This window comes from Streptomyces sp. NPDC017936 (genome assembly GCF_044328485.1).
Lineage (GTDB): Bacteria > Actinomycetota > Actinomycetes > Streptomycetales > Streptomycetaceae > Streptomyces.
Genome location: NZ_JBIRHK010000010.1, coordinates 267,593 through 292,370, shown reverse-complemented (window position 1 = coordinate 292,370; position 24,778 = coordinate 267,593). Strand labels below are relative to the sequence as shown.

Annotated in this window: 19 protein-coding genes, 1 tRNA gene and 1 pseudogene; 10 read left to right on the top strand and 11 right to left on the bottom strand. The window is 72.8% G+C overall.

Annotated elements, in window-relative coordinates; all coding sequences use genetic code 11:
• Positions 1–112: 112 nt before the first annotated feature.
• Positions 113–772, top strand: a pseudogene (locus ACH4F6_RS22695) (potassium channel family protein); the annotation flags it as partial.
• Positions 773–779: 7 nt separating this feature from the next.
• Here the strand turns inward: ACH4F6_RS22695 and ACH4F6_RS22690 are convergent.
• Together ACH4F6_RS22690 and ACH4F6_RS22685 are read right to left on the bottom strand one after the other, a co-directional pair.
• Positions 780–1,628, bottom strand: a complete 849-nt coding sequence (locus ACH4F6_RS22690; RefSeq protein ID WP_397962119.1) for an ABC transporter permease — start codon at positions 1,626–1,628, stop codon at positions 780–782.
• On the bottom strand, positions 1,625–2,632 hold the full coding sequence (locus tag ACH4F6_RS22685) for an ATP-binding cassette domain-containing protein (RefSeq protein ID WP_397962118.1): 1,008 nt from the start codon (positions 2,630–2,632) through the stop codon (positions 1,625–1,627). Before ACH4F6_RS22685 ends, ACH4F6_RS22690 begins: the two co-directional genes overlap by 4 nt.
• A 219-nt stretch (positions 2,633–2,851) precedes the next feature.
• On the opposite strand from ACH4F6_RS22685, the gene ACH4F6_RS22680 reads away from it, so the two are divergent.
• Positions 2,852–3,832: an NAD(P)H-quinone oxidoreductase gene (locus tag ACH4F6_RS22680; RefSeq protein WP_397962117.1), complete on the top strand. Its 981-nt coding sequence runs from the start codon at positions 2,852–2,854 to the stop codon at positions 3,830–3,832.
• Positions 3,833–3,896: 64 nt separating this feature from the next.
• Here the strand turns inward: ACH4F6_RS22680 and ACH4F6_RS22675 are convergent, their stop codons facing one another.
• Positions 3,897–4,289 (bottom strand): hypothetical protein, encoded by a 393-nt coding sequence (locus ACH4F6_RS22675; RefSeq protein WP_397962116.1) that lies wholly within the window; start codon positions 4,287–4,289, stop codon positions 3,897–3,899.
• A gap of 488 nt (positions 4,290–4,777) precedes the next feature.
• On the opposite strand from ACH4F6_RS22675, the gene ACH4F6_RS22670 reads away from it, so the two are divergent.
• Positions 4,778–5,326, top strand: a complete 549-nt coding sequence (locus tag ACH4F6_RS22670) for a bacterial proteasome activator family protein (RefSeq protein ID WP_397962115.1) — start codon at positions 4,778–4,780, stop codon at positions 5,324–5,326.
• A 124-nt stretch (positions 5,327–5,450) separates the two neighbouring features.
• Here the strand turns inward: ACH4F6_RS22670 and ACH4F6_RS22665 are convergent, their stop codons facing one another.
• Positions 5,451–7,094, bottom strand: coding sequence for a protein kinase (locus tag ACH4F6_RS22665; protein ID WP_397962114.1), 1,644 nt, complete (start codon positions 7,092–7,094; stop codon positions 5,451–5,453).
• 345 nt (positions 7,095–7,439) lie between these two features.
• Between ACH4F6_RS22665 and ACH4F6_RS22660 the strand changes: the two genes are divergently transcribed.
• On the top strand, positions 7,440–9,044 hold the full coding sequence (locus ACH4F6_RS22660; protein ID WP_397962113.1) for a protein kinase: 1,605 nt from the start codon (positions 7,440–7,442) through the stop codon (positions 9,042–9,044).
• A gap of 114 nt (positions 9,045–9,158) precedes the next feature.
• Here ACH4F6_RS22660 and ACH4F6_RS22655 read toward each other — a convergent pair whose 3' ends face one another.
• Positions 9,159–10,163 carry a phosphotransferase gene (locus ACH4F6_RS22655; RefSeq protein ID WP_397962153.1) on the bottom strand — a complete coding sequence of 335 codons (1,005 nt, stop codon included), beginning with the start codon at positions 10,161–10,163 and terminating at the stop codon, positions 9,159–9,161.
• 609 nt (positions 10,164–10,772) lie between these two features.
• On the opposite strand from ACH4F6_RS22655, the gene pdhA reads away from it, so the two are divergent.
• The 3 genes from pdhA to ACH4F6_RS22640 are packed head-to-tail and all read left to right on the top strand — an operon-like array spanning position 10,773 to position 14,536.
• Complete coding sequence (pdhA, locus tag ACH4F6_RS22650) at positions 10,773–12,065, top strand: pyruvate dehydrogenase (acetyl-transferring) E1 component subunit alpha (protein WP_397962112.1); 1,293 nt, start codon at positions 10,773–10,775, stop codon at positions 12,063–12,065.
• Between the two features lies 1 nt (position 12,066).
• Positions 12,067–13,056: an alpha-ketoacid dehydrogenase subunit beta gene (locus tag ACH4F6_RS22645; RefSeq protein ID WP_397962111.1), complete on the top strand. Its 990-nt coding sequence runs from the start codon at positions 12,067–12,069 to the stop codon at positions 13,054–13,056.
• 10 nt (positions 13,057–13,066) lie between these two features.
• A complete protein-coding gene (locus tag ACH4F6_RS22640; protein WP_397962110.1) occupies positions 13,067–14,536 on the top strand; it encodes a dihydrolipoamide acetyltransferase family protein in 1,470 nt (489 codons plus the stop codon).
• 222 nt (positions 14,537–14,758) lie between these two features.
• Here ACH4F6_RS22640 and ACH4F6_RS22635 read toward each other — a convergent pair whose 3' ends face one another.
• The 4 genes from ACH4F6_RS22635 to ACH4F6_RS22620 all read right to left on the bottom strand — a co-directional run bounded on the left by ACH4F6_RS22635 (position 14,759) and on the right by ACH4F6_RS22620 (position 19,263).
• The gene (locus ACH4F6_RS22635) at positions 14,759–17,077 is read right to left on the bottom strand and encodes a hypothetical protein (protein ID WP_397962109.1); all 2,319 of its coding nucleotides are present in this window, start codon (positions 17,075–17,077) and stop codon (positions 14,759–14,761) included.
• A gap of 3 nt (positions 17,078–17,080) precedes the next feature.
• A tRNA-Pro gene (locus ACH4F6_RS22630) sits at positions 17,081–17,152 on the bottom strand.
• Between the two features lie 138 nt (positions 17,153–17,290).
• Positions 17,291–18,604, bottom strand: a complete 1,314-nt coding sequence (locus ACH4F6_RS22625) for a nitrate/nitrite transporter (RefSeq protein WP_397962108.1) — start codon at positions 18,602–18,604, stop codon at positions 17,291–17,293.
• Entirely contained in the window at positions 18,601–19,263 is a 663-nt protein-coding gene (locus ACH4F6_RS22620; protein ID WP_397962107.1) for a GntR family transcriptional regulator, read from the bottom strand. Before ACH4F6_RS22620 ends, ACH4F6_RS22625 begins: the two co-directional genes overlap by 4 nt.
• A 244-nt stretch (positions 19,264–19,507) precedes the next feature.
• Here ACH4F6_RS22620 and ACH4F6_RS22615 point away from each other — a divergent pair, with 244 nt between their 5' ends.
• On the top strand, positions 19,508–20,407 hold the full coding sequence (locus ACH4F6_RS22615; protein WP_397962106.1) for a D-alanyl-D-alanine carboxypeptidase family protein: 900 nt from the start codon (positions 19,508–19,510) through the stop codon (positions 20,405–20,407).
• 76 nt (positions 20,408–20,483) lie between these two features.
• Here the strand turns inward: ACH4F6_RS22615 and ACH4F6_RS22610 are convergent, their stop codons facing one another.
• Positions 20,484–21,308: a maleylpyruvate isomerase family mycothiol-dependent enzyme gene (locus ACH4F6_RS22610; RefSeq protein ID WP_397962105.1), complete on the bottom strand. Its 825-nt coding sequence runs from the start codon at positions 21,306–21,308 to the stop codon at positions 20,484–20,486.
• 190 nt (positions 21,309–21,498) lie between these two features.
• Between ACH4F6_RS22610 and ACH4F6_RS22605 the strand changes: the two genes are divergently transcribed.
• The gene (locus tag ACH4F6_RS22605; RefSeq protein WP_397962103.1) at positions 21,499–22,320 is read left to right on the top strand and encodes a carbon-nitrogen family hydrolase; all 822 of its coding nucleotides are present in this window, start codon (positions 21,499–21,501) and stop codon (positions 22,318–22,320) included.
• Between the two features lie 12 nt (positions 22,321–22,332).
• Here ACH4F6_RS22605 and ACH4F6_RS22600 read toward each other — a convergent pair whose 3' ends face one another.
• Positions 22,333–22,827, bottom strand: a complete 495-nt coding sequence (locus ACH4F6_RS22600; RefSeq protein WP_397962101.1) for an LURP-one-related/scramblase family protein — start codon at positions 22,825–22,827, stop codon at positions 22,333–22,335.
• 108 nt (positions 22,828–22,935) lie between these two features.
• On the opposite strand from ACH4F6_RS22600, the gene ACH4F6_RS22595 reads away from it, so the two are divergent.
• Positions 22,936–24,762 carry an NHL domain-containing thioredoxin family protein gene (locus ACH4F6_RS22595; protein WP_397962099.1) on the top strand — a complete coding sequence of 609 codons (1,827 nt, stop codon included), beginning with the start codon at positions 22,936–22,938 and terminating at the stop codon, positions 24,760–24,762.
• Positions 24,763–24,778: the final 16 nt, after the last annotated feature.

The window sequence follows — 24,778 nt, the reverse complement described above, 5'->3', positions numbered from 1 at the left end:
CCCCTGTGGTGGTGATCTCGTCGGCGGGCACCATGGTTCCTGGCGGGTCCGTGCCCGTCAGCATGCAACACCCGCCCACACCGAAGTTTCGCCCAGCATCCCGGAGGTCCCCTTGCGCGACCACACCGTCGTCGTCGGCTTCGGCACGAAGGGACGGTCCGCCATCCGGACCGCCTGCGCCTCGGGGCTGCGGAAGGAACAGGTCGTCGTGGTCGATCCCGGGGCGAAGACGGTCGCCGCGGCGACCGCCGAGGGCTACGAGGGCGTGGTCGGCGACGCGACGCGCAGTGATGTGCTGCGGCGGGCGGAGGTGCAGCGGGCGGGAAAGATCATCATCGCGACGGAACGCGACGACACCGCCGTCCTCGTCGTCCTCACCGCCCGCCAGCTCAATCCCCGGGCGAAGATCGTGGCCGCGGCACGCGAGGAGGAGAACGCGCCGCTGCTGAAGCAGTCCGGCGCCGACGAGGTCATCACCAGCGCCGGAGCCGCCGGACGGCTCCTCGGCCTGTCCGTGCTCAGCCCCTCGGCCGGCCGGGTGATGGAGGACCTCATGCACCAGGGGAGCGGCCTGGACCTCGTCGAACGCCCGGTCACCAAGGCCGAGTCGGGACGCGCCCCGCGTGAGACGGACGACCTGGTGGTGAGCGTCGTACGCGGCCACCGGGTGCTCGCCTACGACGACCCTGCCGTCGGGGTGCTGGAGCTGACGGACCGTCTGATCACCATCGTGCGGGTGCCGCCGGAGTCGCCGGCGGTACCCCGCGCGTGAGCGGGCCCTACTTGCGGTTGTACAGCCGCATCGTGATCGGCCCGAAGACGAGCACGAACAGACCGGCCCACCCCAGCGACCAGGTGATCTCGGCTGTCGGCCAGTCGCCGGCCATCAACCCGCGCACGGCCGACGACAGATGGGTGACCGGGCTGTTGTCGACGAACGCCTGGAGCCAGCCGGGCATCGTCTTCGGGTCGACGAACACGTTGGACAGGAAGGTCAGCGGGAAGATCACCATCATGCTGACGCCCATCACCGACTTCTCGGTGCGCAGCAGCAGTCCGAACATCGTCCAGATCCACGAGAACGCGAACGCGAAGACGATCAGCAGGGCGATCCCGGTGACGACCCCGCCGACCCCGCCGTCCGGGCGGTAGCCGAGGACCATGCCGACGGTGAGCATCACGACGGAGGCGATGGCGTAGCGCAGGGCGTCGCCCAGGAGGTAGCCGACCATCGTCGACGGCCGCCAGACGGGCAGGGAGCGGAAGCGGTCGAACACGCCCTTCTCGATGTCCGTGTTCACCGAGACACCCGTGTACATCGTGATCATCACGACCGACATCACCAGGATGCCCGGCAGCAGGAACTGGATGTACTCCTCCGGGGACCCCGCCAGGGCGCCGCCGAAGAGGTACGTGTACATCAGCACCATCATGATCGGGAACGCGGTGACGTCGAAGAGCTGCTCCGGCACGTGCTTGATCTTGAGGATGGCCCGCCAGCCGAAGGTGAGGGAGGCCGACCAGGCGCTCGGCCGTGGCGGCCGCTCCTCGGCGACGAGCAGCGCGGCGAGGGAGTCGACGCTGACCGGGGCGAGTTCCTGGGGGCCGTCGGTCGTCACGGTGCTCATGCCGTCACCTCGTTCTGTGCGTTGTCGGTCGTGTCGTGGGTGCCGTGTCCGGTCAGGGCGAGGAACACCTCGTCCAGGCTGGGCTGGCCCAGCGAGAAGTTGTCGACGGTGATCCCCGCCCGGGACAGCTCGGTGAGGGCCCGTGCGGCCTGCCCGGCGGCCGTGTCGCCCGTCGTGGCGGACAGCCGGGCGGTCAGGGCCACCGGGTCCGGCTCGGGCTGCACAGCGGCCTCCAGCACCCGCCGCAGCACGTCCGCCGCCTCGGACCGCTGCGCGGCCTCCCGCAGCCGCAGGTGGACGGAGCCGGCGCCCACGGACGCCTTCAGCTCGCCCTTCGTGCCTTCGGCGATCACCTTGCCGCGGTCGATGACGGCGATCCGGGAGGCCAGCTGGTCGGCCTCGTCCAGGTACTGCGTGGTGAGGAGCACGGTGGTGCCCTGCGCGACCACCGCCCGCACGATGTCCCACACGTGGTTGCGGCTGCGCGGATCGAGGCCGGTGGTCGGCTCGTCGAGGAAGAGCAGGTCGGGCGTGTTGAGGATGGACGCGGCGATGTCGATGCGGCGCCGCATGCCGCCCGAGTAGTGCTTGACCTGCTTCGCGGCCGCGTCGGTGAGCCCGAACGCCTCCAGCAGCCGTGCCGAGCGCTCCCGAGCGGCCTTTTTGCCGTGCCCGAGGAGCCGGCCGAGCAGCACCAGGTTCTCGGCGCCGGTGAGGTCCTCGTCCACCGACGCGTACTGGCCGGTGAGGCTGACCCGGCTGCGCACCTCGTCGGCCTCGCGGACGACGTCGTGGCCGAAGACGTGGGCCTCCCCGCCGTCGGGTCGCAGGAGGGTGGCGAGCATCTTGACGGTGGTGGTCTTGCCGGCGCCGTTGGGTCCGAGGACACCGTAGACCGAGCCGACCGGCACGGCGAGGTCCACGCCGTCGACGGCCGTGGTCCCGCCGAACGTCTTCACCAGGCCCGCCGTCTCGATGGCCAGGCCGGTGGTGTGCTGGCTCATGGTGGGAAGTCCTTCCACGCATTCGGGTGACGCAGGGGGAGACCCTCACCGGCGCCCGAACTCATCGGTCCCGCGCACCGGGATCTCCCCGCGGACGGCCGCCCGGGCCGACGGGACCGGCCGGGGGCGGAGGCGGCTCGGGCCGGGAGCGGAGGGGGAGGCGGCGCGGGTCCGAGGCGCAGAGCTCGCGTCCGGGGCCACAGGGGTAGCGTCCCCTCCATGCATGCGATCACGATTCCCGAACCTGGTGGTCCCGAGGCGCTGGTGTGGGACGAGGTCCCCGATCCCGTACCCGGCGAGGGCGAGGTCCTGGTCGAGGTGGTGGCCAGTGCCGTCAACCGTGCCGACGTCCTGCAGCGGCAGGGCTTCTACAACCCCCCGCCGGGCGCGTCGCCCTACCCCGGTCTGGAGTGCTCCGGCCGGGTGACCGCGCTCGGCCCCGGCGTCTCCGACTGGGCCGTCGGCGACGAGGTGTGCGCACTGCTCGCGGGCGGCGGCTACGCGCAGAAGGTCGCCGTCCCGGCCGGGCAACTGCTGCCCGTGCCCGAGGGCACCGACCTCAAGCAGGCCGCGGCGCTGCCCGAGGTGACCTGCACGGTCTGGTCGAACGTCTTCATGGTCGCCCACCTGCGCCCCGGGGAGACACTGCTCGTGCACGGCGGCTCCAGCGGCATCGGCACGATGGCGATCCAGCTGGCCAAGGCCGTCGGCGCCCGGGTCGCGGTCACGGCCGGCACCGAGGAGAAGCTGCAGCGCTGCGCCGAGCTGGGCGCGGACGTCCTGATCAACTACCGCGAGCAGGACTTCGTGGCCGAGATCAGGCAGGCCACGGACGGCGCCGGAGCGGACGTCATCCTCGACAACATGGGGGCGAAGTACCTGGACCGCAACGTCCAGAGCCTCGCCGTCAACGGCCGCCTCGCGATCATCGGCATGCAGGGCGGCGTGAAGGGCGAGCTGAACATCGGCGCGCTCCTGAGCAAGCGGGCGGCGATCAGCGCGACCTCGCTGCGGGCCCGCCCCCTCGACGAGAAGGCGGCGATCGTCGCGGCCGTGCGCGAGCACGTCTGGCCGCTGCTGGTCGCCGGGCACGTCCGTCCCGTCGTCGACCGGGAGCTCCCGATGAGCGACGCGGCCGCCGCCCACCGGGTCCTCGAGGAGAGCGGCCATGTCGGAAAGGTGCTGCTGACCACGTCCTGAGGCCCCACCGCCGAGGAGCCGCCGTCACGCGTCCGCCGTGAGGGACCCGGCCCGGCACCCCGTCCTATCCGCGGCGCAGCCGCAGGCCGAGGAAGGCGAGACCGAGTCCGAGGCCGATGAGGATCAGACCGCTGCCGAGGGGCAGGATCCGCAGCACGCGGCCGACGGGCTGCTCCTCGGCGGTGACGGACCCCGGCGACGCGGAGGGGGCGTGCCCGGACTCACCGGGCGGTTCCGTCGCGCCGGTGGCCGCGTCGGTGGGATCCGCGGCCGGTTCCTCGGCCTCGGGCTCGGCGGAGTCCTCCTCGTCCTCCTCGTCGCCGGCCTCGGCGCTCCGCCCCGGCCGGGCCCGTCCCTCCCCGGCCCGGCTCCCGGCACGGTCGGGGCCGGCCGGGGACGCGGAGGCGGAGACGGACGCCGACAGGGGGGCGTACGACGGGGCAGGGGCGGACGACACGACGTCGCGGCGTGTCGGACCACTGCCGCGTGTCGGTCCGCTGCTGCGTGTCGGTCCACCGCCATGTGTCGGCCCGTCACTGTGCGTCGGACCACCGCCGCGTGTCGGACCACCCCTGTGTGTCGGACCACCGCCACGCGACGGGCCACCGCTGTGTGTCAAAACGCCCGCGGACGCCGGAACGCCCGCGGACGCCGGGACGCCCGCGGACGCCGGGACGCCCGCGCACGACGACGCGCACGCGTACGCCGGCGGCAGCGTGACAGCCGTCAGCAGGAGGCCCACCCCCAGCCCGTACATCCCCCGCCGCCATGGAGTCACGACACGTGACCCCCTCCCGGTGTGCAACCCGACAGAAAAGAAGTAGCCACAAGCGTCATACAGCGGACGATCTGCCGCATTGCGGACTACGCCGAACGGAAACGGTGGATCACCCTCACCGGGGGGCGCCGCGATGGTGAGGTACAGGGGTGCGAGAGAATGGCGGCATGGAGATGCCGAGGAACGAAAGGTCGCCGGAGAACGCCCAGAAGATCCTGGTCGTAGGCCAGGACGGCATGGCACTCGGCGGCATCGACGCAGACGAGGACTCCCGTGAGACCCCGGTGACGGAACAGGTCGAGCAGCCCGCGAAGGTCATGCGGATCGGCAGCATGATCAAGCAGTTGCTGGAGGAGGTGCGCGCGGCTCCGCTGGACGAGGCGAGCCGGGCCCGGCTCAAGGAGATCCACGCGAGCTCGGTCAAGGAGTTGGAGGACGGCCTGGCGCCGGAGCTCGTCGAGGAGTTGGAGCGGCTCTCCCTGCCGTTCAACGAGGAGTCGACTCCCAGCGACGCCGAACTGCGCATCGCTCAGGCCCAGCTGGTCGGCTGGCTGGAGGGCCTCTTCCACGGCATCCAGACCACGTTGTTCGCCCAGCAGATGGCGGCGCGCGCCCAGTTGGAGCAGATGCGCCGAGCGCTGCCGCCGGGCGTGGGCGGCCACGAGGGCGCCGACGACCCGCGCGCGGGCGGCCGCACGGGCGGACCGTACCTCTAGGCGAACGGCCGTCGGCCGACGGGCCGTAGCGGCCCCGGCCACGGCGGTGAAGGACCCGGCGTGTGCCGGCATCCGGCGGTGAAGGGCCCGGCGACCGACGCCGGGCCCTTCGTGTGCCGGTGGGTCAGGACGGCGGGTTGCCGGTGGACACGCTCAGCTCGATCTCGGGCATGTCCTCGGGGTCGACGTCCGTGCCGGCGGACGGGAACTGGTCCATGACCGCGCCCTCGCCGTACGTGTTCTCGTCGTAGTCCTTGATCTTGATCGACCAGCCGGCGGCCTGGAAGCACTCCTTGACCGACTTGATGTACTTGAACTTGAAGTCCGGCACCCGGATCTTGTCCGGGTCGTTGTACGACTCCTGTGGCTCGGAGCACTCGGCGGAGTCGATCGTCTTGGACGTGTCCGGGCCGCGGTAGCCGGCCGCCTTCGTCGCCGTCGCGGTGGGGCTGGAGCCCCCGCCGCCCTTGTCGTCCTCGCCGCCGCCGTTCGACAGGAGCGTCCCGAGGAGGGCGCCGACGGCCACGACGGCGACGACCGTCGAGCCGATGATCACCGGCTTGTTGCTCCTGCCGCCGCCCGAGGACACGGTCGTCGCGGACTGCGGGGTGAGGTTGTACGAGGGCGGGGTGTGCGGACCCTGCTGGTGGCCGTACGCCGGAGCGGGCGTCTGGTAGCCGCCCTGCTGCGGGTAGCCGTACGACGGGGCGGGCGTCGAGGGCGCCGGGGTGCCGTACGGGTTGTTCGGGGTCGGCGTCGGCTGGTACGGCGTCTGCACGTTGCCCTGGGGGGCCGGGGTGCCCTGGCCGACCGGCGGGAACACCGCGGAGCCGACGCCCGCGCCGCTCGACGTCTGGGCGCCGGGGACGATGCTCGGCGGGGCGGCCTGGAAGGAGGCCGCGACCCGCAGGCACTCGTCACGCATGGCGACGGCGGTGGGGAAGCGCTCGTTCGGGTTCTTCTTCAGCGCGCGGGCGACGAGCGCGTCCACGGCCGGGGGCAGCGCGCGGTTGACGGAGGACGGAGCCACCGGCTCCTCCTGCACGTGCGCGTACGCGATCGCCAGCGGCGAGTCCGCCTCGAACGGCAGCCGCCCGGTGACCAACTGGAACAGCATGATGCCGACCGAGTACAGGTCGGAGCGGGCGTCCACGCCGCGGCCCAGGGCCTGTTCCGGCGAGAGGTACTGCGGGGTGCCGACGACCATGCCGGTCTGCGTCATCGAGGTGACGCCGGACTGCATCGCCCGCGCGATGCCGAAGTCCATCACCTTGACGACGCCGCGCTTGGTCATCATCACGTTGCCGGGCTTGATGTCGCGGTGGACCAGCCCCATCTCGTGGCTGATCTCCAGCGCCGCCAGCACGTCCGCGGTGATCTTCAGAGCCTTGTCGGCGGGCATCGCGCCCTGCTGCCGTACGTCCTCGTCGAGCACCGAGCCGAGCGGGCGGCCCTCGACGTACTCCATGACGATGTACGGCGTCGTCATCCCGTCGACGTCGTCCTCGCCGGTGTCGAAGACGGAGACGATGTTGGTGTGCGTGAGCTTCGCCACGGACTGGGCCTCGCGGCGGAAGCGCTCGCGGAAGGCCTGCTCGCGGCCGAGTTCGGTGTGCAGGGTCTTGACCGCGACCTGGCGGTCGAGCACCGAGTCGTAGGCGAGGTGGACCGAGGCCATGCCGCCCTCGCCGAGCAAGTCGCGCAGCTGATAGCGGCCGCCGGCGAGTGCCCGCCCCGCGAACCGGCCCTGTGCGCCGTCCTGGCTCATCTTCTGCGTCCCCCGTAAGGCCTCAGGCGCCTGTCTCGTGCTGTGGCTCGCCATTGATCGAAAGTGCTATTCCCGGCCAAGTCTGCCCCAGGGCACTGACACGTCAAGCTCGGTGCCCGTTCCGTGACCGTACGCGAAAGAAGCGTCGCGGAAGCGTTACAGCGGGCCTACGCCCGGTACACAGAATTTGCACGCAGGTACGGAGTACAGGTTTCATGGCCGATCCGTCTCGGACCGGTACCCGCGCTCGTCCCGGTCCGGCGGCTTGCGCGGAGGCTGTAGCGTGACCGACGGAGACCGTGACAACACCGCGCGCACCGCGGGCAGAAACGACGGCGAGGACTGATGGCACAGCAGCAGCGCGCTCCGGGCCCGTCCGACCCCGAGGCGACTGGCGGCGGTATGTCGGACGCGCCGGAGACGTGGGGCAACGGCGGACTCGTCGGGGACGGCCGGTACCGGCTGACCGGCAGACTCGGCCGGGGCGGCATGGCGGAGGTGTTCGCCGCCGAGGACGTGCGCCTCGGACGCACCGTCGCCGTCAAGCTGTTGCGCGCCGACCTCGCCGAGGACCCGGTGTCCAAGGCCCGTTTCACGCGCGAGGCGCAGTCGGTGGCCGGCCTCAACCACCACGCGATCGTCGCCGTGTACGACTCCGGCGAGGACGTCGTCGGCGGCCAGAGCGTTCCGTACATCGTCATGGAGCTGGTCGAGGGGCGCACGATCCGCGACCTGCTGCTCAACGCGGAGGCGCCGGGCCCCGAACAGGCGCTGATCATCGTCTCCGGGGTGCTGGAGGCGCTGGCCTACTCGCACCAGCACGGCATCGTGCACCGCGACATCAAGCCGGCGAACGTCATCATCACGCACAACGGCGCCGTCAAGGTGATGGACTTCGGCATCGCCCGCGCCCTGCACGGCGCGTCGACGACGATGACGCAGACCGGCATGGTCATGGGCACCCCGCAGTACCTGTCGCCGGAGCAGGCCCTCGGCAAGGCCGTCGACCACCGCTCCGACCTGTACGCGACGGGCTGCCTGCTGTACGAACTGCTCGCGCTGCGTCCGCCGTTCACCGGCGAGACCCCCCTCTCGGTGGTCTACCAGCACGTCCAGGACATCCCCGTGCCGCCGTCGCGGACCTCGGACGGGGCGTGCCCGCCGGAACTCGACGGCCTGGTCATGCGGTCCCTCGCCAAGGAGCCCGACGACCGTTTCCAGACCGCGGAGGAGATGCGCGGCCTGGTCCAGTACGCCCTCCAGATGCTGTACGACCAGGGCGGCCACACCGGCACCTGGAACACCGGGCCGGTCGACGCGCCGGCCGGCGCCGCCGCCGCGGCGGGCCTGGCGAGCACCACGGTGCTGCCGCACGGCGCCGACGGCTCCAGCACCTCGCAGATCCCGCAGCCGATCCTGCCCTCGGGCTACGGAGGCGGCGACGACGGCGGCTTCGAGGGGCACGGCAACAAGGGCAACGGCCGCGGCAAGCTGTGGGTGCTCGCCGTCCTCGCGGTGATCGCCATCGCCGCGGGTGTCGCGCTCGCCCTGAACAGCGGCGGCTCGGGCGGCGGAGGGTCGAAGACCACGCAGTCGCCGAGCGCCACGCCGTCGGCGACGGACGACCAGGCCAGCGCCTCTCCGAGCGACGAGCCGACCGACGAGTCCACGGAGGACACCTCGGACGGCAGCACCGGCTGGGACTCCGGGGGCAACTGGAGCCCTGAGGAGACGCCGACGTACCAGCAGTCCCCCAGCTACAGCAGCGAGCCGTCCGAGGAACCGTCGGACCAGCCGACCGAGACGCAGCCCTCGGAGGAGCCCAGCGCCCCTCAGTCGAGCGATCCCGGCACCGCGGACGGCGGCAGCGGCGACGAGGGCGGCACGACGCAGGGCAACGCGAACGGCGCCACGGAACAGGGCGGAACCAGCCTCGGAACCCTCGGCTGACGGTCGCCGGCACCTCGATTCCCGCACGCGCGCGGGGAGCCCCGACGGGGCTCCCCGCGCGCGTGGTCGTTCTCCCGGTCCGCCCGGGCGCCGGCCGGGCCCCGCGCGGCGGCCTCAGTCCGTGAACGCGTCGCACACCGCGTCGTACCGCCGGGTCCACCACACCGCGAGGGCGGAGGCCGCCGGGAACTGGGGGTCGGCGCGGGTGTCGCCGCGCTCGTAGTGCCAGCGCAGCATCCAGAAGTCGTTCAGCCGCTCCCACCAGACGCGGTGCACGGCCGCCGACAGTTCCGAGGGCGTGGCCCCGGCCGTGCGCCGGTACGCGCGCGCGTACGGCCGCGCCCTGGGCAGGTCGAGGGCGCCGTCGGGCCGGACGAAGAAGATGGCGGCGGCGCGCACGGCCTCCTCCGCGCGGGGCTGCACGCCGAGCCGGTCCCAGTCGACGATGGCGGCCGGGGCGTCGCCGCGGTAGAGCAGGTTGAAGGGGTGGAAGTCCCCGTGGACCCAGCCGACCGGGCCGCTGCCCGGCGGGCGCCGGTCCGCGTGCCGCTCCAGCAGGGTGCGCCGTTCCAGGAGCCGGTGGCGGGCCAGTTCGTCGAAGGAGTCGGCGGGGCGGTGGCGGCGCACGCGTGCGAGGAGGTCGTCGATCAGGGCGAAGGTGTCGGCGGGGGCGGGACTCTCGGCCCGGGTGGCCCGCGCCCGGGCGTGCGCGGGCATCACGCGCTCCAGGCTCGCGTGCACGACCCCCAGCAGCGCCCCCAGCCGGGCGCACTCGGCGGGGGTGAGCTGGGCGCCGTGGCGGTGGCGGCCGTCCACCCAGGGATGCAGGGCGTAGGCGTGGCCGCCGACGACGGCCACCGTGCGGCCGTCCCGGCCGGGCAGCGGGGGCGCCACCGGGACGCCCAGGTCGGCCAGGCGCTGGGTGGCCCGGTGCTGGCGGACGATCGAGGCCGGGTCGGCGGTGTCCGGATCGAAGTGGTGCTTGAGGAAGTAGCGGCCGCGGGTGGTGCGCAGCCGGTAGCCGCGGTTCAGCAGCCCCTGGTCGACGGGTTCGCAGGCGAGGGCCGACCCGGCGGCGTAGTGGCGGAGCAGGGCGCCCAGAGGGGGCGCGTGGGGCACGAGGGGGGGTACACAGGAGCGCGGCACGCGCCGATGCTAGGGCACGGAAGAACGCTGTGAGCTGGGCGTTGTCACACCCTGTCACCGGATGTCACAAGCGGTCCACTGCGGTCGGCTTGTGATGGGGGTCGGGCGCGAAGCGGTCCCGCGCGACGTCACGGCCGTCCACGGCGCGGCGGCCGGCCCGCTCCGGCGGCGGGGCCGGAGGACACCGCTTTCCGTTCCGGGCCCCGCCGCCCGGCCGCGGCCGTCCGGCGGAAATGCCGCGATATGTCCTTCTGCGGGGACACGCAGGGACTCGCCCGCGAACTCTTCCCGTGAGCTGGGTCAGCGGGATAACGTGCCGTTGCTCCGGCCTCCTGCAAGGCTGTGACCAGGCGCCTTCCCGGCTTTGCCGATTTACTTGGAAATCCAAGCAAAAACGCAGGTCAGGTGGGGTTTCACAGAAATGTGGCGCACTGGGTAACGTGCATCCTGCAGGGCGCTCGCCGGGGCACCTGTCACGCCTGTTCCGGCCGAGTGACACCCACCCTGTGCACGGGTGTCGGAAACAGGTGAGCCGCACTGGTTCCCGGCAACCCCGGGGGCCGGACCGACGGAGGAGCACACGTGACCGTGGAGAGCACTGCCGCGCGCAAGCCGCGACGCAGCGCCGGAAGCAAGGCCGGCGCCACCGGCACCGAGGCGACGGCCGGCACCACCCGCGCCGCGGCGGCCAAGGCCACCGGTGCCCAGCGCACCGCCGGCGCGAACCGCACCACCCGTTCCACCCGCGCCGCCGCGAAGCGGGACGGCGAGCCCCAGCTCGTCCAGCTGCTGACGCCCGAGGGCAAGCGCGTGAAGGACGCCGAGTACGACCCGTACGTCGCCGACGTCACCCCCGAGGAGCTGCGCGGCCTGTACCGCGACATGGTGCTCACCCGTCGCTTCGACGCCGAGGCCACCTCGCTGCAGCGCCAGGGCGAGCTGGGCCTGTGGGCCTCGCTGCTCGGCCAGGAGGCCGCCCAGATCGGCTCCGGCCGCGCCCTGCGCGACGACGACTACGTCTTCCCGACCTACCGCGAGCACGGCGTCGCCTGGTGCCGCGGGGTCGACCCGACCAACCTGCTGGGCATGTTCCGCGGCGTGAACAACGGCGGCTGGGACCCCAACGGCAACAACTTCCACCTCTACACGATCGTCATCGGCTCCCAGACCCTGCACGCCACCGGCTACGCGATGGGCGTCGCCAAGGACGGCGCGGACTCGGCGGTCATCGCCTACTTCGGCGACGGCGCCTCCAGCCAAGGCGACGTGGCCGAATCGTTCACCTTCTCCGCGGTCTACAACGCGCCCGTGGTGTTCTTCTGCCAGAACAACCAGTGGGCGATCTCCGAGCCGACCGAGAAGCAGACCCGCGTCCCGCTCTACCAGCGCGCGCAGGGCTACGGCTTCCCGGGCGTGCGCGTCGACGGCAACGACGTCCTGGCCTGCCTCGCCGTCACCAAGTGGGCGCTGGAGCGGGCCCGCAGGGGCGAGGGTCCCACCCTCGTCGAGGCGTACACGTACCGCATGGGCGCCCACACCACCTCCGACGACCCCACCCGCTACCGGCACGACGACGAGCGCGTCGCCTGGGAGGCGAAGGACCCGATCCTGCGCCTGCGCCGGTACCTGGAGGCCTCGAACCACACGGACGAGGGATTCTTCGCGGAACTCGAGGCCGAGAGCGAGGCGTTGGGCAGGCGAGTGCGCGAAGCGGTCCGTGCCATGCCGGACCCGGACCACTTCGCCATCTTCGAGAACGCGTACGCGGACGGGCACGCGCTCGTCGACGAGGAGCGGGCTCAGTTCGCCGCCTACCAGGCGTCGTTCGCGACCGAGTCCGACAGCGGCTTCGCCGCGGGTGAGGGGGGTAACTGACATGGCCGGTGCGACCAGCAAGAACATGGCCCTGGCGAAGGCGATCAACGAGTCGCTGCGCCACGCCCTGGAGTCCGACCCCAAGGTCGTCGTCATGGGTGAGGACGTCGGCAAGCTCGGCGGCGTGTTCCGCGTGACGGACGGACTGCAGAAGGACTTCGGCGAGGCCCGCGTCATCGACACCCCGCTCGCCGAGTCGGGCATCGTGGGCACCGCGATCGGCCTGGCCCTGCGCGGCTACCGCCCCGTCGTGGAGATCCAGTTCGACGGCTTCGTCTTCCCCGCGTACGACCAGATCGTCACACAGCTCGCGAAGATGCACGCCCGTTCCCTGGGCAAGGTCAAGCTCCCCGTCGTCGTGCGCATCCCCTACGGCGGTGGCATCGGCGCCGTCGAGCACCACTCGGAGTCCCCCGAGTCGCTCTTCGCGCACGTGGCGGGCCTGAAGGTCGTCTCCCCGTCGAACGCCGGGGACGCCTACTGGATGATGCAGCAGGCCATCCAGAGCGACGACCCGGTGATCTTCTTCGAGCCGAAGCGCCGCTACTGGGACAAGGGCGAGGTCAACACCGAGGCCATCCCCGGCCCCCTGCACAAGGCGCGGGTCGTCCGGGAGGGCACCGACCTGACCCTCGTCGCCTACGGCCCGATGGTGAAGCTCTGCCAGGAGGTCGCCGCCGCGGCCGCCGAGGAGGGCAAGAACCTGGAGGTCCTGGACCTGCGCTCGGTCTCGCCGCTCGACTTCGACTCCATCCAGGCCTCCGTGGAGAAGACCCGCCGACTGGTCGTCGTCCACGAGGCGCCGGTGTTCTTCGGCTCGGGCGCGGAGATCGCCGCCCGGATCACCGAGCGCTGCTTCTACCACCTGGAGGCCCCGGTGCTCCGGGTCGGCGGCTACCACGCCCCGTACCCGCCGGCGCGCCTGGAGGAGGAGTACCTGCCGGGCCTGGACCGGGTGCTCGACGCCGTCGACCGTGCCCTGGCGTACTGAGGAGAGGGTCGTGACGACGATGACGGAAGCGTCCGTACGCGAGTTCAAGATGCCCGACGTGGGCGAGGGGCTCACCGAGGCCGAGATCCTCAAGTGGTACGTCCAGCCCGGTGACACGGTCACCGACGGACAGGTGGTGTGCGAGGTCGAGACGGCCAAGGCCGCCGTCGAGCTGCCCATCCCCTACGACGGGGTGGTCCACGAGCTGCGCTTCCCCGAGGGCACCACGGTGGACGTGGGCACGGCGATCATCACGGTGGACGTGTCGGGCGGCGCCGCGCCCGCCCCGGCGCAGGCTCCGGCACCCGCCGAGGCGCAGGCGCCGGCCGCCGAGGAGCCCGCCGAGCCCAAGGCGGAGGGGTCCGGCCGCCGGCCGGTCCTCGTCGGGTACGGCGTGGCCGCCTCCTCGACCAAGCGCCGGCCGCGCAAGTCCGCGGAGGCCCCGGCCCAGGAGACCGCGGCCGCCGCGGCCGTCCAGACCGAGCTGAACGGCCACGGGACGGCGGCCCAGGCCGCGCCCGAGGCCGTGGAGCGGGTCCGCCCGCTCGCCAAGCCGCCCGTGCGCAAGCTGGCCAAGGACCTGGGCGTCGACCTCGCGACGGTGGTCCCGTCCGGTCCGGACGGCGTCATCACGCGCGAGGACGTCCACGCGGCGGCGGCCTCGGCCGCGGCGCCCGCCGGGCCGACGGCACCGCAGCCCGTCCCGGAGGCCGCGCCCGTCCTCGCACCGGCCACCGCCCCCGCCGCCGTCCCGGCTCCGGTCGTCACCTACGACACGGCCCGCGAGACGCGCGTCCCCGTCAAGGGCGTGCGCAAGGCGACCGCGCAGGCGATGGTGGGTTCGGCGTTCACGGCTCCGCACGTCACGGAGTTCGTGACGGTCGACGTCACGCGCACGCTGAAGCTCGTCGAGGAGCTCAAGCAGGACAAGGACATGCAGGGCCTGCGGGTCAACCCGCTCCTGCTGATCGCCAAGGCCCTGCTGGTCGCCATCAAGCGCAACCCGGACGTCAATGCGTCCTGGGACGAGGCCAACCAGGAGATCGTGCGCAAGCACTACGTGAACCTGGGCATCGCGGCCGCGACCCCGCGCGGTCTGATCGTGCCGAACATCAAGGACGCCCACGACAAGACGCTGCCGCAGCTCGCCGAGGCGCTCGGTGAGCTGGTGGCGACCGCGCGCGAGGGGAAGACGTCCCCGGCGGCCATGCAGGGCGGCACGGTCACCATCACCAACGTCGGCGTCTTCGGCGTCGACACCGGCACGCCGATCCTCAACCCCGGTGAGTCCGCGATCCTCGCGGTCGGGGCGATCAAGGCGCAGCCGTGGGTGCACAAGGGGAAGGTGAAGCCGCGTCAGGTCACCACGCTGGCGTTGAGCTTCGACCACCGGCTGGTCGACGGGGAGCTGGGCTCCAAGGTGCTGGCGGATGTGGCGGCGATCCTGGAGCAGCCGAAGAAGTTGATCACCTGGGGCTGAGGCCCCAGGTCCACTGGAGGAGCCGCGTGTCCGTCGACGGGGGCGCGGCTCCCCGGAGCCGGTGGCCCGGCGGCCGCAGCCCTGCCCGGGCTGCGGCTCGGGTGTTCTCGCCCCCGCCGCCCCTGCCCGTCCCGTCCCCGGGGTTCCGCCCCCGGACCCCGGGCCTTTGCCCGCCCACCACCCGACCCGGCCGGTCGAGAGGACCCGCCAGGGACATGCCCCTCACCGGGTCGGGGACGGTGCCGTCGTCTCCCGCATCCAGTGACCCCGGGTGGTCCAGCCCAGCAGCCGGCGGCCGGTGCCGGCTTCCGCCGAGCCTCCCTCGGCGACCTGGTGGAGGCCGGTGAGGGCGGGCGCGAGGCGGGCGGAGACGTGGGCGGGGTGCCGGGCGAGCTCGTCGGAGAACCAGGACAGGGTGCGAGTCTGCTCCCGCGGGGTGCACAGGGACAGGTGGAACAGCATCTGGCGCCAGGCGTACGCCGTGTCCTTGATGGTGGACAGGGGACGCGGGTTGCCCTGGACGCGGGCGGTCAGGCGGCAGACGGTGCCGAAGCTGCGGCGGGCCAGGTCCTCCCAGCCCGTGGCCGGGGCGATGCCCACCCGGTGGACCAGGGTGGCCAGATTGTGCGTGGTGAGGATCTGCGCCTGCTCGATCACCGTGCCGTTCGCGGCCACCGAGCCGAAGCCCCACCCCCTGCGGGACGTGCCGGACCCGGCCCGTTCGGCGCACAGCTTCGCGAACGCGGGCGAGGTCCGCGGCCGGATCGTCCGGGTCTGTGCCTCGCCGGCCTCGGCGATCGCCAGGTTGCGCAGGGCCCGGTAGTCGATGGCGTAGTAGCGCTCGTAGAGCGAACCGCCGCCGAGGAGTTCCGCCGCGACACGGGCCGCGACGAGGAACTTCGGGGTGAACGCGCCCGTGAAGATGTCCGCGGCCAGCTCCTCGACCAGGGGAGCGCCCAGGTCGGCCTGGCGGGCGAGGACGGACAGCTCGCGGACGAGCGGGTTGGGCAGGATCGTGCCGGGGAACGCCTGCACGGCCAGCTCGCCGAGCTGCCGCAGCGCGCGGGCGGACACCTCGCCCGCCTCGGTGCCGGAGCGCCGCCGGGCCACGGCCCTCACCCACGGCAGCTCCTCCACCCGCACCTGCCGTTCCAGGTGGAGCAGGAGCAGCGAGCGCCGGTTGCGGAAGGCGCGGTAGTGGGCGGCGGCGAGGGTGCGCAGCGGCCCCTCCGGGTAGGCCTGCGCGGTGGTGGCGCCGACGAGCTGCGGGACCAGCTCGGCCAGCACCTCCGCCGACGGCACGACACCCCGCTCGACCAGCGTGCCGAGGGGAGCGCTCAGTGCGCCCTCGACGGGCCGGCGCACGGCGCGCGGGATCGCCGTCCCCGCGGGCAGTCCCGTCTCCCGGGCCTCCTCCTCGCTCACCGGGACGAGCAGCGGTGCGACCTCGGGGACCCCCTCCTCCAGCGGCAGCCCGGAGAGCCGGCGCAGCACCAGCTGGGCCAGCGCGTGGTGGGAGGGCAGCGCCGCCTGGGCGGCCTGCTCCCGGCGCAGCGCCGTCAGCCCGGGCGAGCCGGGCAGCCCGCGCCGCCGCACCATGGAGGCGACCGCGTGCCGCAGCAGCCCGAGCCGGCGCGCGTCCAGCGGACGCCCCGCGACGGTCTCCTCCAGCGCGCCCCGCAGGATCGCCAGGTTCTGCTTGGGGTTGAGGTGCTTGGTGCAGTACGTGTGTTCCCGTGCGAGGGCGCGGTAACGGCGCAGCAGCTCCGCGCCCCGCGCGTGCCAGCCGGCGTCGGGCGTACGCGTCAGCACCTGCCCGTCCCCGGCCGTCTCCAGCCAGTGCGCGAGCAGCTCGTCGCCGAACGGCTGCCAGACGGCCAGCGCCTCCCGCTGCGTCTCCACGGCGTCACTGGGCCGGCGCCGGCCCAGGTCGTGCCGGGCGTCGCCGACGGTGCGGCGGTGCACCGCGGTGGCGTCGGGCGCGCGACGCCCGGCGGGCCGCGGCGTGAAGCGCAGCCGGTCCGCGAACGGGGCGAGCTCCTCGACGAGGTCCAGGGCCGCCTCCGGCTCCCCGGCCCGGACGAGCCAGGCCACGGTGAGCAGGGCGGCTTCCTCGGGGACGGTCACCTCGTACCGTCCGCTGTCCAGCAGGTCGTCGAGCCGCCCCAGCCCGTCCTCGGACAGGCAGTACGCGAACAGGGCCCGCCGCTCCTGCGGGAGCCCCGCCTGCCGCGCGAGCTCGGTCTCGTACGGCAGCAGCGGGCCGCCGGCGGCCGCCTCACCGGTGGCGAAGCCGCCGCGGACGACCTCGGGGGTCACCCAGGCGGGCAGCCCGGCGACCGGCGTGCGGGAGCCGATCGACAGCAGCCCGCCGGCCATGCCGGCGAGGACGGCCCGCCAGGTGCGGGTCTTCTCCTGCGCGCGGTCGCGGGTGTCGGGGTCGTGGTGGGTACGGGCGGTCCTGAGCGCCCTGGCCAGTTGGCCGGACGCGTAGCCCGGGTTCGCCTCTGCGAGGTGCTGCTGGTCAGCGTCGTGGTTCATAAGCCGACGTGACGGGTGCCGCCCCCGTGCCCTCCGGGTCCCGAGCCCGGTGCTCTGCTGTTGAGCTACACGTCGATGGCCCCGACGGTAGAGGTCGAACGCCGGTGCGGACAAACGGGTTTCCGGCGCCGACCGCCGGGGGCGACGCGGTCGGCCCTCGCGCGGTCCCGAGCCCCTGCGGCGTCCCGCCGGCACCCGCACCCGCACCGGCGCCTACACGGGAACGTGCACCGAGGACACCCGAGAGGCGATCAACCGCTCCCTCTCCCGCCGGGCCGCCCGCGTCCGCAGCCGCAGGATCTGGCTCACCCCGACCGCCTGCAGCACGAACACCACGGAGAACGCGACCCGGTAGTCGTCCCCGGTCGTGTCCAGCAGCACGCCGATCGCGAAGAGGGTCGTCATGGAGGCGACGAAACCGCCCATGTTGGTGATGCCGGACGCGGTCCCCTGCCGCTCCGGCGGATTCGCCGGCCGCGCGAAGTCGAAGCCGATCATCGAGGCGGGCCCGCAGGCGCCGAGCACGGCGCACAGCACCACCAGCAGCCACACCGGCGCGCGCCCGCCGGGGTACGCGAGCGTCGCGGCCCACAGCAGCGCGGTCGCGCCGACGGTCCCGAGCGCGAGCGGCAGCCGCGCCCCGTGGTGCCGGGCGACGACCTGGCCGTACACCAGCCCGACGACCATGTTGGACAGCACGACGAGGGTGAGCAGTTCACCGGCGGTGGCCCGGCTGAGCCCCTGCGCCTCGACGAGGAACGGCAGTCCCCACAGCAGCAGGAACACCATCGCCGGGAACTGGGTGGTGAAGTGCACCCACAGCCCCAGCCGCGTCCCCGGCTCCCGCCAGGACGCGGCGATCTGCCGCCGTACGTACGCGGCCCCCTGGTGCGGGAAGGGCTCGGGCTCGTGCCCCTCGGGATGGTCCTTCAGGAACAGCAGGAGCAGCACCAGGACGACGACGCCCGCGAGCGCGCTCCCCGCGAACGCCGCCGTCCACCCGATCCCGTGCAGCAGCCGGGCCAGCACCAGCGTGGAGACGAGGTTGCCGGCCATGCCCGCCAGGCCCGCGAACTGCGCGACCATCGGCCCGCGCCGGGCGGGGAACCACCGCGTCCCGAGCCGCAGCACGCTGATGAACGTCAACGCGTCCCCGCACCCGAGCAGTGCCCGGGAGGCGAGCGCCGTGCCGTACGACGGCGAGAACGCGAACCCGAGCTGCCCGGCCGTGAACAGCACGGCCCCGATGCCCAGCACCTTCTTGGTGCCGAGCCGGTCGACCAGCAGGCCGACGGGTATCTGCATGCCCGCGTAGACCAGCAGCTGGAGGATGGAGAAGGTGGACAGCGCGGAGGCGTTCACGTGGAAGCGGTCGGCGGCGTCGAGGCCGGCGACGCCCAGCGACGTGCGGAAGATGACGGCGACGAAGTAGACGGAGACGCCGATCCCCCAGACGGTGACGGCCCGCCGTCCACCCGGCGGGTCACCCGGAAGGGTGGTGTTGCTCACCGGACCGTCCGGCTTCATCGGACCTCCCCCCGCGCCAGGTGCGAGAACCAGCCGACGTGCCGGTGGACCAGCCCGACGGCCGACTCGGCGTCACCGGAGCGCAGGGCCCGGAGGATCTCCTCGTGCTCGACGAGGGTCTTGGCGATCCGGTCGGGGTGCGAGTGCAGCACGGCGACGCCCATCCGCAGCTGGCGGTCCCGCAGCTGGTCGTACAGCCGGGACAGGATCTCGTTCCCGCCGCTGCGGACGATCTCGGCGTGGAAGCAGCGGTCGGTGACGGCGGCCCCGGCCAGGTCGCCGGCGGCGGCCTGCGCCTTCTGCCGCGCGAGCAGCTCCTCCAGCCGCTCGATGAGCCCCGGCGGGGCGGGTACGGCCTTGCGCGCCGCGTGTTCCTCGACCAGCAGCCGGGTCTCCACGACGTCCGCGATCTCCTGCGCGGACACCGGCAGGACCAGCGCGCCCTTCTTCGGGTAGAGCTTGATCAGCCCCTCCGCCTCGAGCCGCAGCAGCGCCTCGCGCACCGGCGTGCGCGAGACCCCGACGGCCTCGGCGAGCTCGCCCTCGGTGAGGAGCGTGCCGCCCTCGTAACGGCGGTCCAGGACGCCTTGTTTGACGTGGGAGTAGACGCGGTCGGCGGCGGGTGGCTGCTTGAGCGGTGCGGGTGGGGCCGAAGGCATGCCCACAGGATAGATACAACACGTACGCAAGGAGGGGCGCGTCCACCATGCGGACCCGGACGGGGCCGGTCGGAGGGGCGGAGGTCACCGGTTGGGGGGACGGGAGGGGCGGTCGGGAATCTCCCCGCAGCGGCCGCACAACTTTCTGTGCTACCTACGTGTCACACACATGCGGCCCCCTCTGCTTTCCCCCCTCCAACTCGGCCGCATCGCAGGGGCATTCGACGTAATCGGGGTATTTCAGTTGATAACCGCCACCAAGGGCTTCCGCGTCCGCAGGGCCGCAGCCGTCGCCGTGACGACCGGCACCGTGCTCGTCACCGGCGCCCTCACCGCGGCGCCGGCGCAGGCCGTGACGGTGCCCACGATCACCGCCAAGAGCGGATTCGTGATGAACGGCGCCACCGGCAAGGCGCTCTACGCCAAGTACGCCGACACGCGCCGGCTCACCGCCTCCACCACGAAGATCATGACCGCGAAGGTGGTGCTCTCCCAGGCGAACCTGAACCTGGACACCAAGGTCACGATCAGGAAGGAGATCAGCAGCTACATGGTCGCCGAGGGCTACCCCTCGTCGGCCCGCCTCATCGTCGGCGACAAGGTGACCGTCCGTCAGCTGCTGTACGGGATGATGCTGCCGTCCGGCTGCGACGCCGCGATGGCCCTCGCCGACAAGTTCGGAACCGGTACGACGGTCGCGGCCCGCACCAAGAACTTCATCGCCAAGATGAACACCATGGCCAAGAACCTCGGTATGACGAACACGCACTTCGACTCGTTCGACGGCCTGAGCAACGGCTCCAACTACTCGACCGTGCGCGACCTGACCAAGCTCGCCCGGAGCGCGATGGCGAGCCCCACGTTCAAGTCCGTCGTGAAGACCAAGGCGTACACGGCCAAGACCGTCACCGCGAGCGGCGCCACCCGCACGATGAGCACCTGGACCAACACCAACACCCTGCTCGGCTGGAACGGCACGCTCGGCATCAAGACCGGCTCCGGCCCGGACGCCAAGTACTGCCTCGTCTTCGCCGCCACGCTCAACGGCGAGTCGGTCATGGGCGCCGTCCTCACCTCCTCCTCGGCGGCCAACCGCACGACGGACGTGAAGAAGCTCATCAACTTCGGCTACGCCATGATCTGACGCCGGCACACGGTACGCAGCGGGCCCGTCGTGACACGCACGACGGGCCCTCGCGTTGTCGTCCGGCGCCGGAGCGCTACTTGGTCACCGCGAAGTTCCGCAGGATCGCCGCCGTCAGCTCCGGCTCGCCCTCCGCCTTCACCCGGTCCGCGACCGCCTCCGGGCTCACCCGGCCGCAGGCGAGGCGGACGTACGTCTCCCAGTCGAGGGTGAGGGCCGCGGCCGGCCCGAGGGCGGGCGCCGTCTCGAGGGTGCCGCGGCCCTGGATGTCGACGCGGATCGTGCGCAGGAACTCGACCGGGCCGTGCACGTCGAAGACGACCGCGGAGCTGCGCGGGGCGTCGGCCCGGTCCGCGACGACGGCCGGGAGCTCGGCGAGCAGCACGTCACGGGCGATGTGCGCGCCGGGGGAGTCGAGGTTGCCGGGGCGGCCGAGGGCGGCGCGCAGGTCCTGCTCGTGCACCCAGACGTTGAACGCGTGGGCGCGCATGGACTCCTCGAGCGTGAGCTCGGTGCCGAGGGGACCGCGCACCGTGGCGCCCGGGGCGCGGGACTCGTTCCGCAGCTGGCGGTTGCGGCGGATGACCGTGTACTCCAGTTCGGCCGTCATCTCCGGCGCCGTGTGGTGGCGGCGGACGTCCACCTGGATCTCCATGTAGCGCTGGAGGTCGTTGGTGACGTGGAAGAGGTCGCGGGGGAGGGTGTGGATGGGCCGCGGGTCGCCGTACATCTCGCAGTCCAGTCCGATGACGTGCGACACGATGTCCCGCACCGACCAGCCCGGGCACGGGGTCCGGCGGTTCCAGTCCGCCTCCACCAGCGGCTGCACCAGCTCGGATATCGCTTCGATGGAGTGGGTCCAGGCGTCGGCGTAGGGCTGGAGGGTGGGATGCAGACTCACGGAACGGGACCCCTCGGCGGTCGGTACACGGGCGGGCAGATGGTGGCGGCGTCGCCACGGGAGCGGCTGTCGGCGGCTGTCGGCGGGTGTCTGGAACGCTAAGTTACGCTGCTGTGAGGCACCCCGGCAGTGCTTTCGTGTGACGATCGTAGGCCCGTGTGGACGACTCGAATGCCAGGACGGTGGTAGTGTGCGCGCCTCTCTGATCCAGATCGCCGTGGACGAGGGCGAATCGGTCGAAGCCCGGCGGGCGCGGGTCGCCTCGCTGGTCCGCCGTCAGGCCGGTTCCGCCGATCTCGTGGTGCTGCCGGAGCTGTGGACGACCGGGGCGTTCGCCTACGAGGAGTTCGGCGGCGGGGCCGAGCCGCTGGAGGGCCCCACCCACGAGGCGATGGCCGAGGCCGCGAGCGACGCGGGCGTGTGGCTGCACGCGGGCTCGATCCCCGAGCGGGCCCCGTCCGACGGCGGTTCCGCCGCGGGCGACGGCACCCTCTACAACACGTCCCTCGTCTTCTCCCCCTCCGGCGAGCTGGCCGCCGCCTACCGCAAGATCCACCGCTTCGGCTTCGACAAGGGCGAGGCCGTCCTGATGGGCGCGGGGCGCGAACTGGTGACGGTGCGGCTCCCCGGGACGACCCTCGGCGTGGCCACCTGCTACGACCTCCGTTTCCCCGAACTCTTCCGCGGCCTCGTCGACGCCGGCGCCGAGACCCTCGTCGTCCCGGCGGGCTGGCCGGAGCGCCGCCGGGCGCACTGGACGCTGCTGGCCCGGGCGCGGGCGGTGGAGAACCAGGCGTTCGTGCTCGCCTGCGGAACGGCCGGGACGCACGCCGGGGTTCCGCAGGCGGGTCACTCGATCGTGGTCGACCCGTGGGGCGAGGTGCTCGCCGAGGCCGGCCCCGGCGAGGAGGTCCTCACGGTGGACTTCGACCCGGCGCGGGTCGCGGCCACCCGGGAGCAGTTCCCGGCCCTGAAGGACCGGGTGCTGGGGCTGACGCCGCCCCGGCGCTGAACGGCGGCGCGCTCAGTCCTCCCGTTCCTTGTCCGCCAGGTGGATCACGCACACCGTCACCGCGATCAGCAGCGCCGGATCCGCGTCCTCCCGCACGACGTCGACGCCGTACGTCTCCCGCACGTGCAGCCACCGCCGGGAGACGACGGCCAGCAGTTCGCCGTCGTACTCGATCGCGAACTCCCGGTCGAGGATCTTCCCGCTGACGTCGAGCTCCGTGCCGCCGTCCGCCAGGGCGACCCGGTAGTGGTTGCGCAGCAGGGACAGCCGCTTGCGCCGGACCGTGGCCAGCGGCTCGCCGCCGCGTTCGATCACCATGGTGTCCCGCAGGGCGAACATCTTCTTGCGGATGTCGATCAGCACCCGCCCCTGGGTGTCCTTCAGCTCGAAGGTGTCCCGCAGCCGCATCGCCTTGCCGTCGACGAGGTAGACCCGGTTCCCGCGGTCGTCCTCGATCCAGTAGTCGTCACCGAACGCCAGCAGCCGGTCGCGCACGAGGAATCTCATACGCTCAGCGCTTCCCCGGCGCCCGCCCCGGGACTCCCCCCGGTAGGCCGACGGACTGACCCCGCCCCGCCCGCCGCGGCGGCCGGCGGCGGGTGGCACCCTTGATCCATGACCGCATCCCCGGCCCCGACCCCCCGCCGTGTCCGCGTCCGTGCCCCCGAGCTGATCGGCGAGGGCGGCTGGCTGAACACGGGCGGCGAGCAGTACACCCTCGCCGACTTCCGGGGGCGCATAGTGATCCTGGATTTCTGGACGTTCTGCTGCATCAACTGCCTGCACGTCCTCGACGAGCTCCGCGAACTGGAGGAGAAGCACCGGGACACCGTCGTCGTCATCGGCGTGCACTCGCCGAAGTTCGTCCACGAGGCGGAGCACCGGGCGGTCGTCGACGCGGTGGAGCGCTACGGCGTCGAGCACCCGGTGCTGGACGACCCCGAGCTCGCCACCTGGAAGCAGTACGCCGTGCGCGCGTGGCCGACGCTCGTGGTCATCGACCCCGAGGGGTACGTCGTCGCGCAGCACGCGGGCGAGGGACACGCGCACGCCATCGAGCGGCTGGTCGGCGAGCTGGAGGCGGAGCACGGGGCGAAGGGCACGCTGCGGCGCGGTGACGGGCCGTACGTGGCGCCGGAGCCGGAGCCGACGGCTCTGCGTTTCCCCGGCAAGGCGCTGGTCCTGCCCTCCGGGAACTTCCTGGTCAGCGACACCACCCGGCACCAGCTCGTGGAGCTGGCGGAGGACGGGGAGACCGTCGTGCGCCGGATCGGTTCCGGGACGCGCGGTTTCGCCGACGGCACGGCGGGGACGGCGGCCTTCAGCGAGCCGCAGGGGCTGGCCCTGCTGGACGACTCGTCCGTCGTGGTCGCCGACACCGTCAACCACGCCCTGCGGCGCTACGACCCGGTCTCCGGTGAGGTGACGACCCTGGCGGGGACCGGGAAGCAGTGGTGGCAGGGTTCGCCGACGTCCGGACCGGCCCGCGAGACCGACCTCTCCTCGCCGTGGGACGTGGCGCTGTTCGGCGGCAAGGTGTGGATCGCCATGGCGGGCGTCCACCAGCTGTGGGTGTACGACCCCGCCGACGGCACCGTCGCGGTCGCGGCCGGCACCACCAACGAGGGGCTCGTCGACGGACCCGCCGCCGAGGCCTGGTTCGCGCAGCCGTCGGGGCTCGCCGCCACCGCCGAGCGGCTGTGGCTGGCCGACTCGGAGACCTCCGCCCTGCGCTGGGTCGACCTCGACGGCGTCGTCCGCACGGCCGTCGGCACCGGGCTGTTCGACTTCGGTCACCGGGACGGCGCGGCGGATCAGGCCCTGTTCCAGCACCCCCTGGGCGTCACCGCGCTGCCCGACGGCTCGGTCGCCGTCAGCGACACCTACAACCACGCCCTGCGCCGCTACGACCCGGCGACGGGCGAGGTCACCACGCTCGCCACCGATCTGCGCGAGCCCAGCGACGCCGTCCTCGTCGGCGACGACCTCGTGGTCGTGGAGTCGGCGCGGCACCGGCTCACTCGGCTGCGGCTGCCGGAGGAGGCGGTCCGCGTGGCGGCCGTCGCGCACCGCACCCAGCGGGCGGCCACCGAGGTGGCGCCGGGCACGCTCCGCCTCGACGTGATCTTCCAGGCCCCCGCGGGCCAGAAGCTCGACACGCGGTACGGGCCCTCCACCCGGCTCCTGGTCTCCTCCACCCCGCCCGGGCTGCTGCTGTCGGGCGGGGGCGCGGGCACGGACCTCTCCCGCACGCTGGAGCTCGACCCGCAGGCGGGGGAAGGGGTGCTGCACGTCTCCGCGATGGCGGCCTCGTGCGACGACGACCCCTCCAACGAGTACCCGGCCTGCCACGTCCACCAGCAGGACTGGGGCGTTCCCGTGGTGCTCACCGAGAAGGGCGCCGACCGGCTGCCGTTGGTGCTGGCCGGTCTGGACGCCTGACGGCGGCGGCCGGACG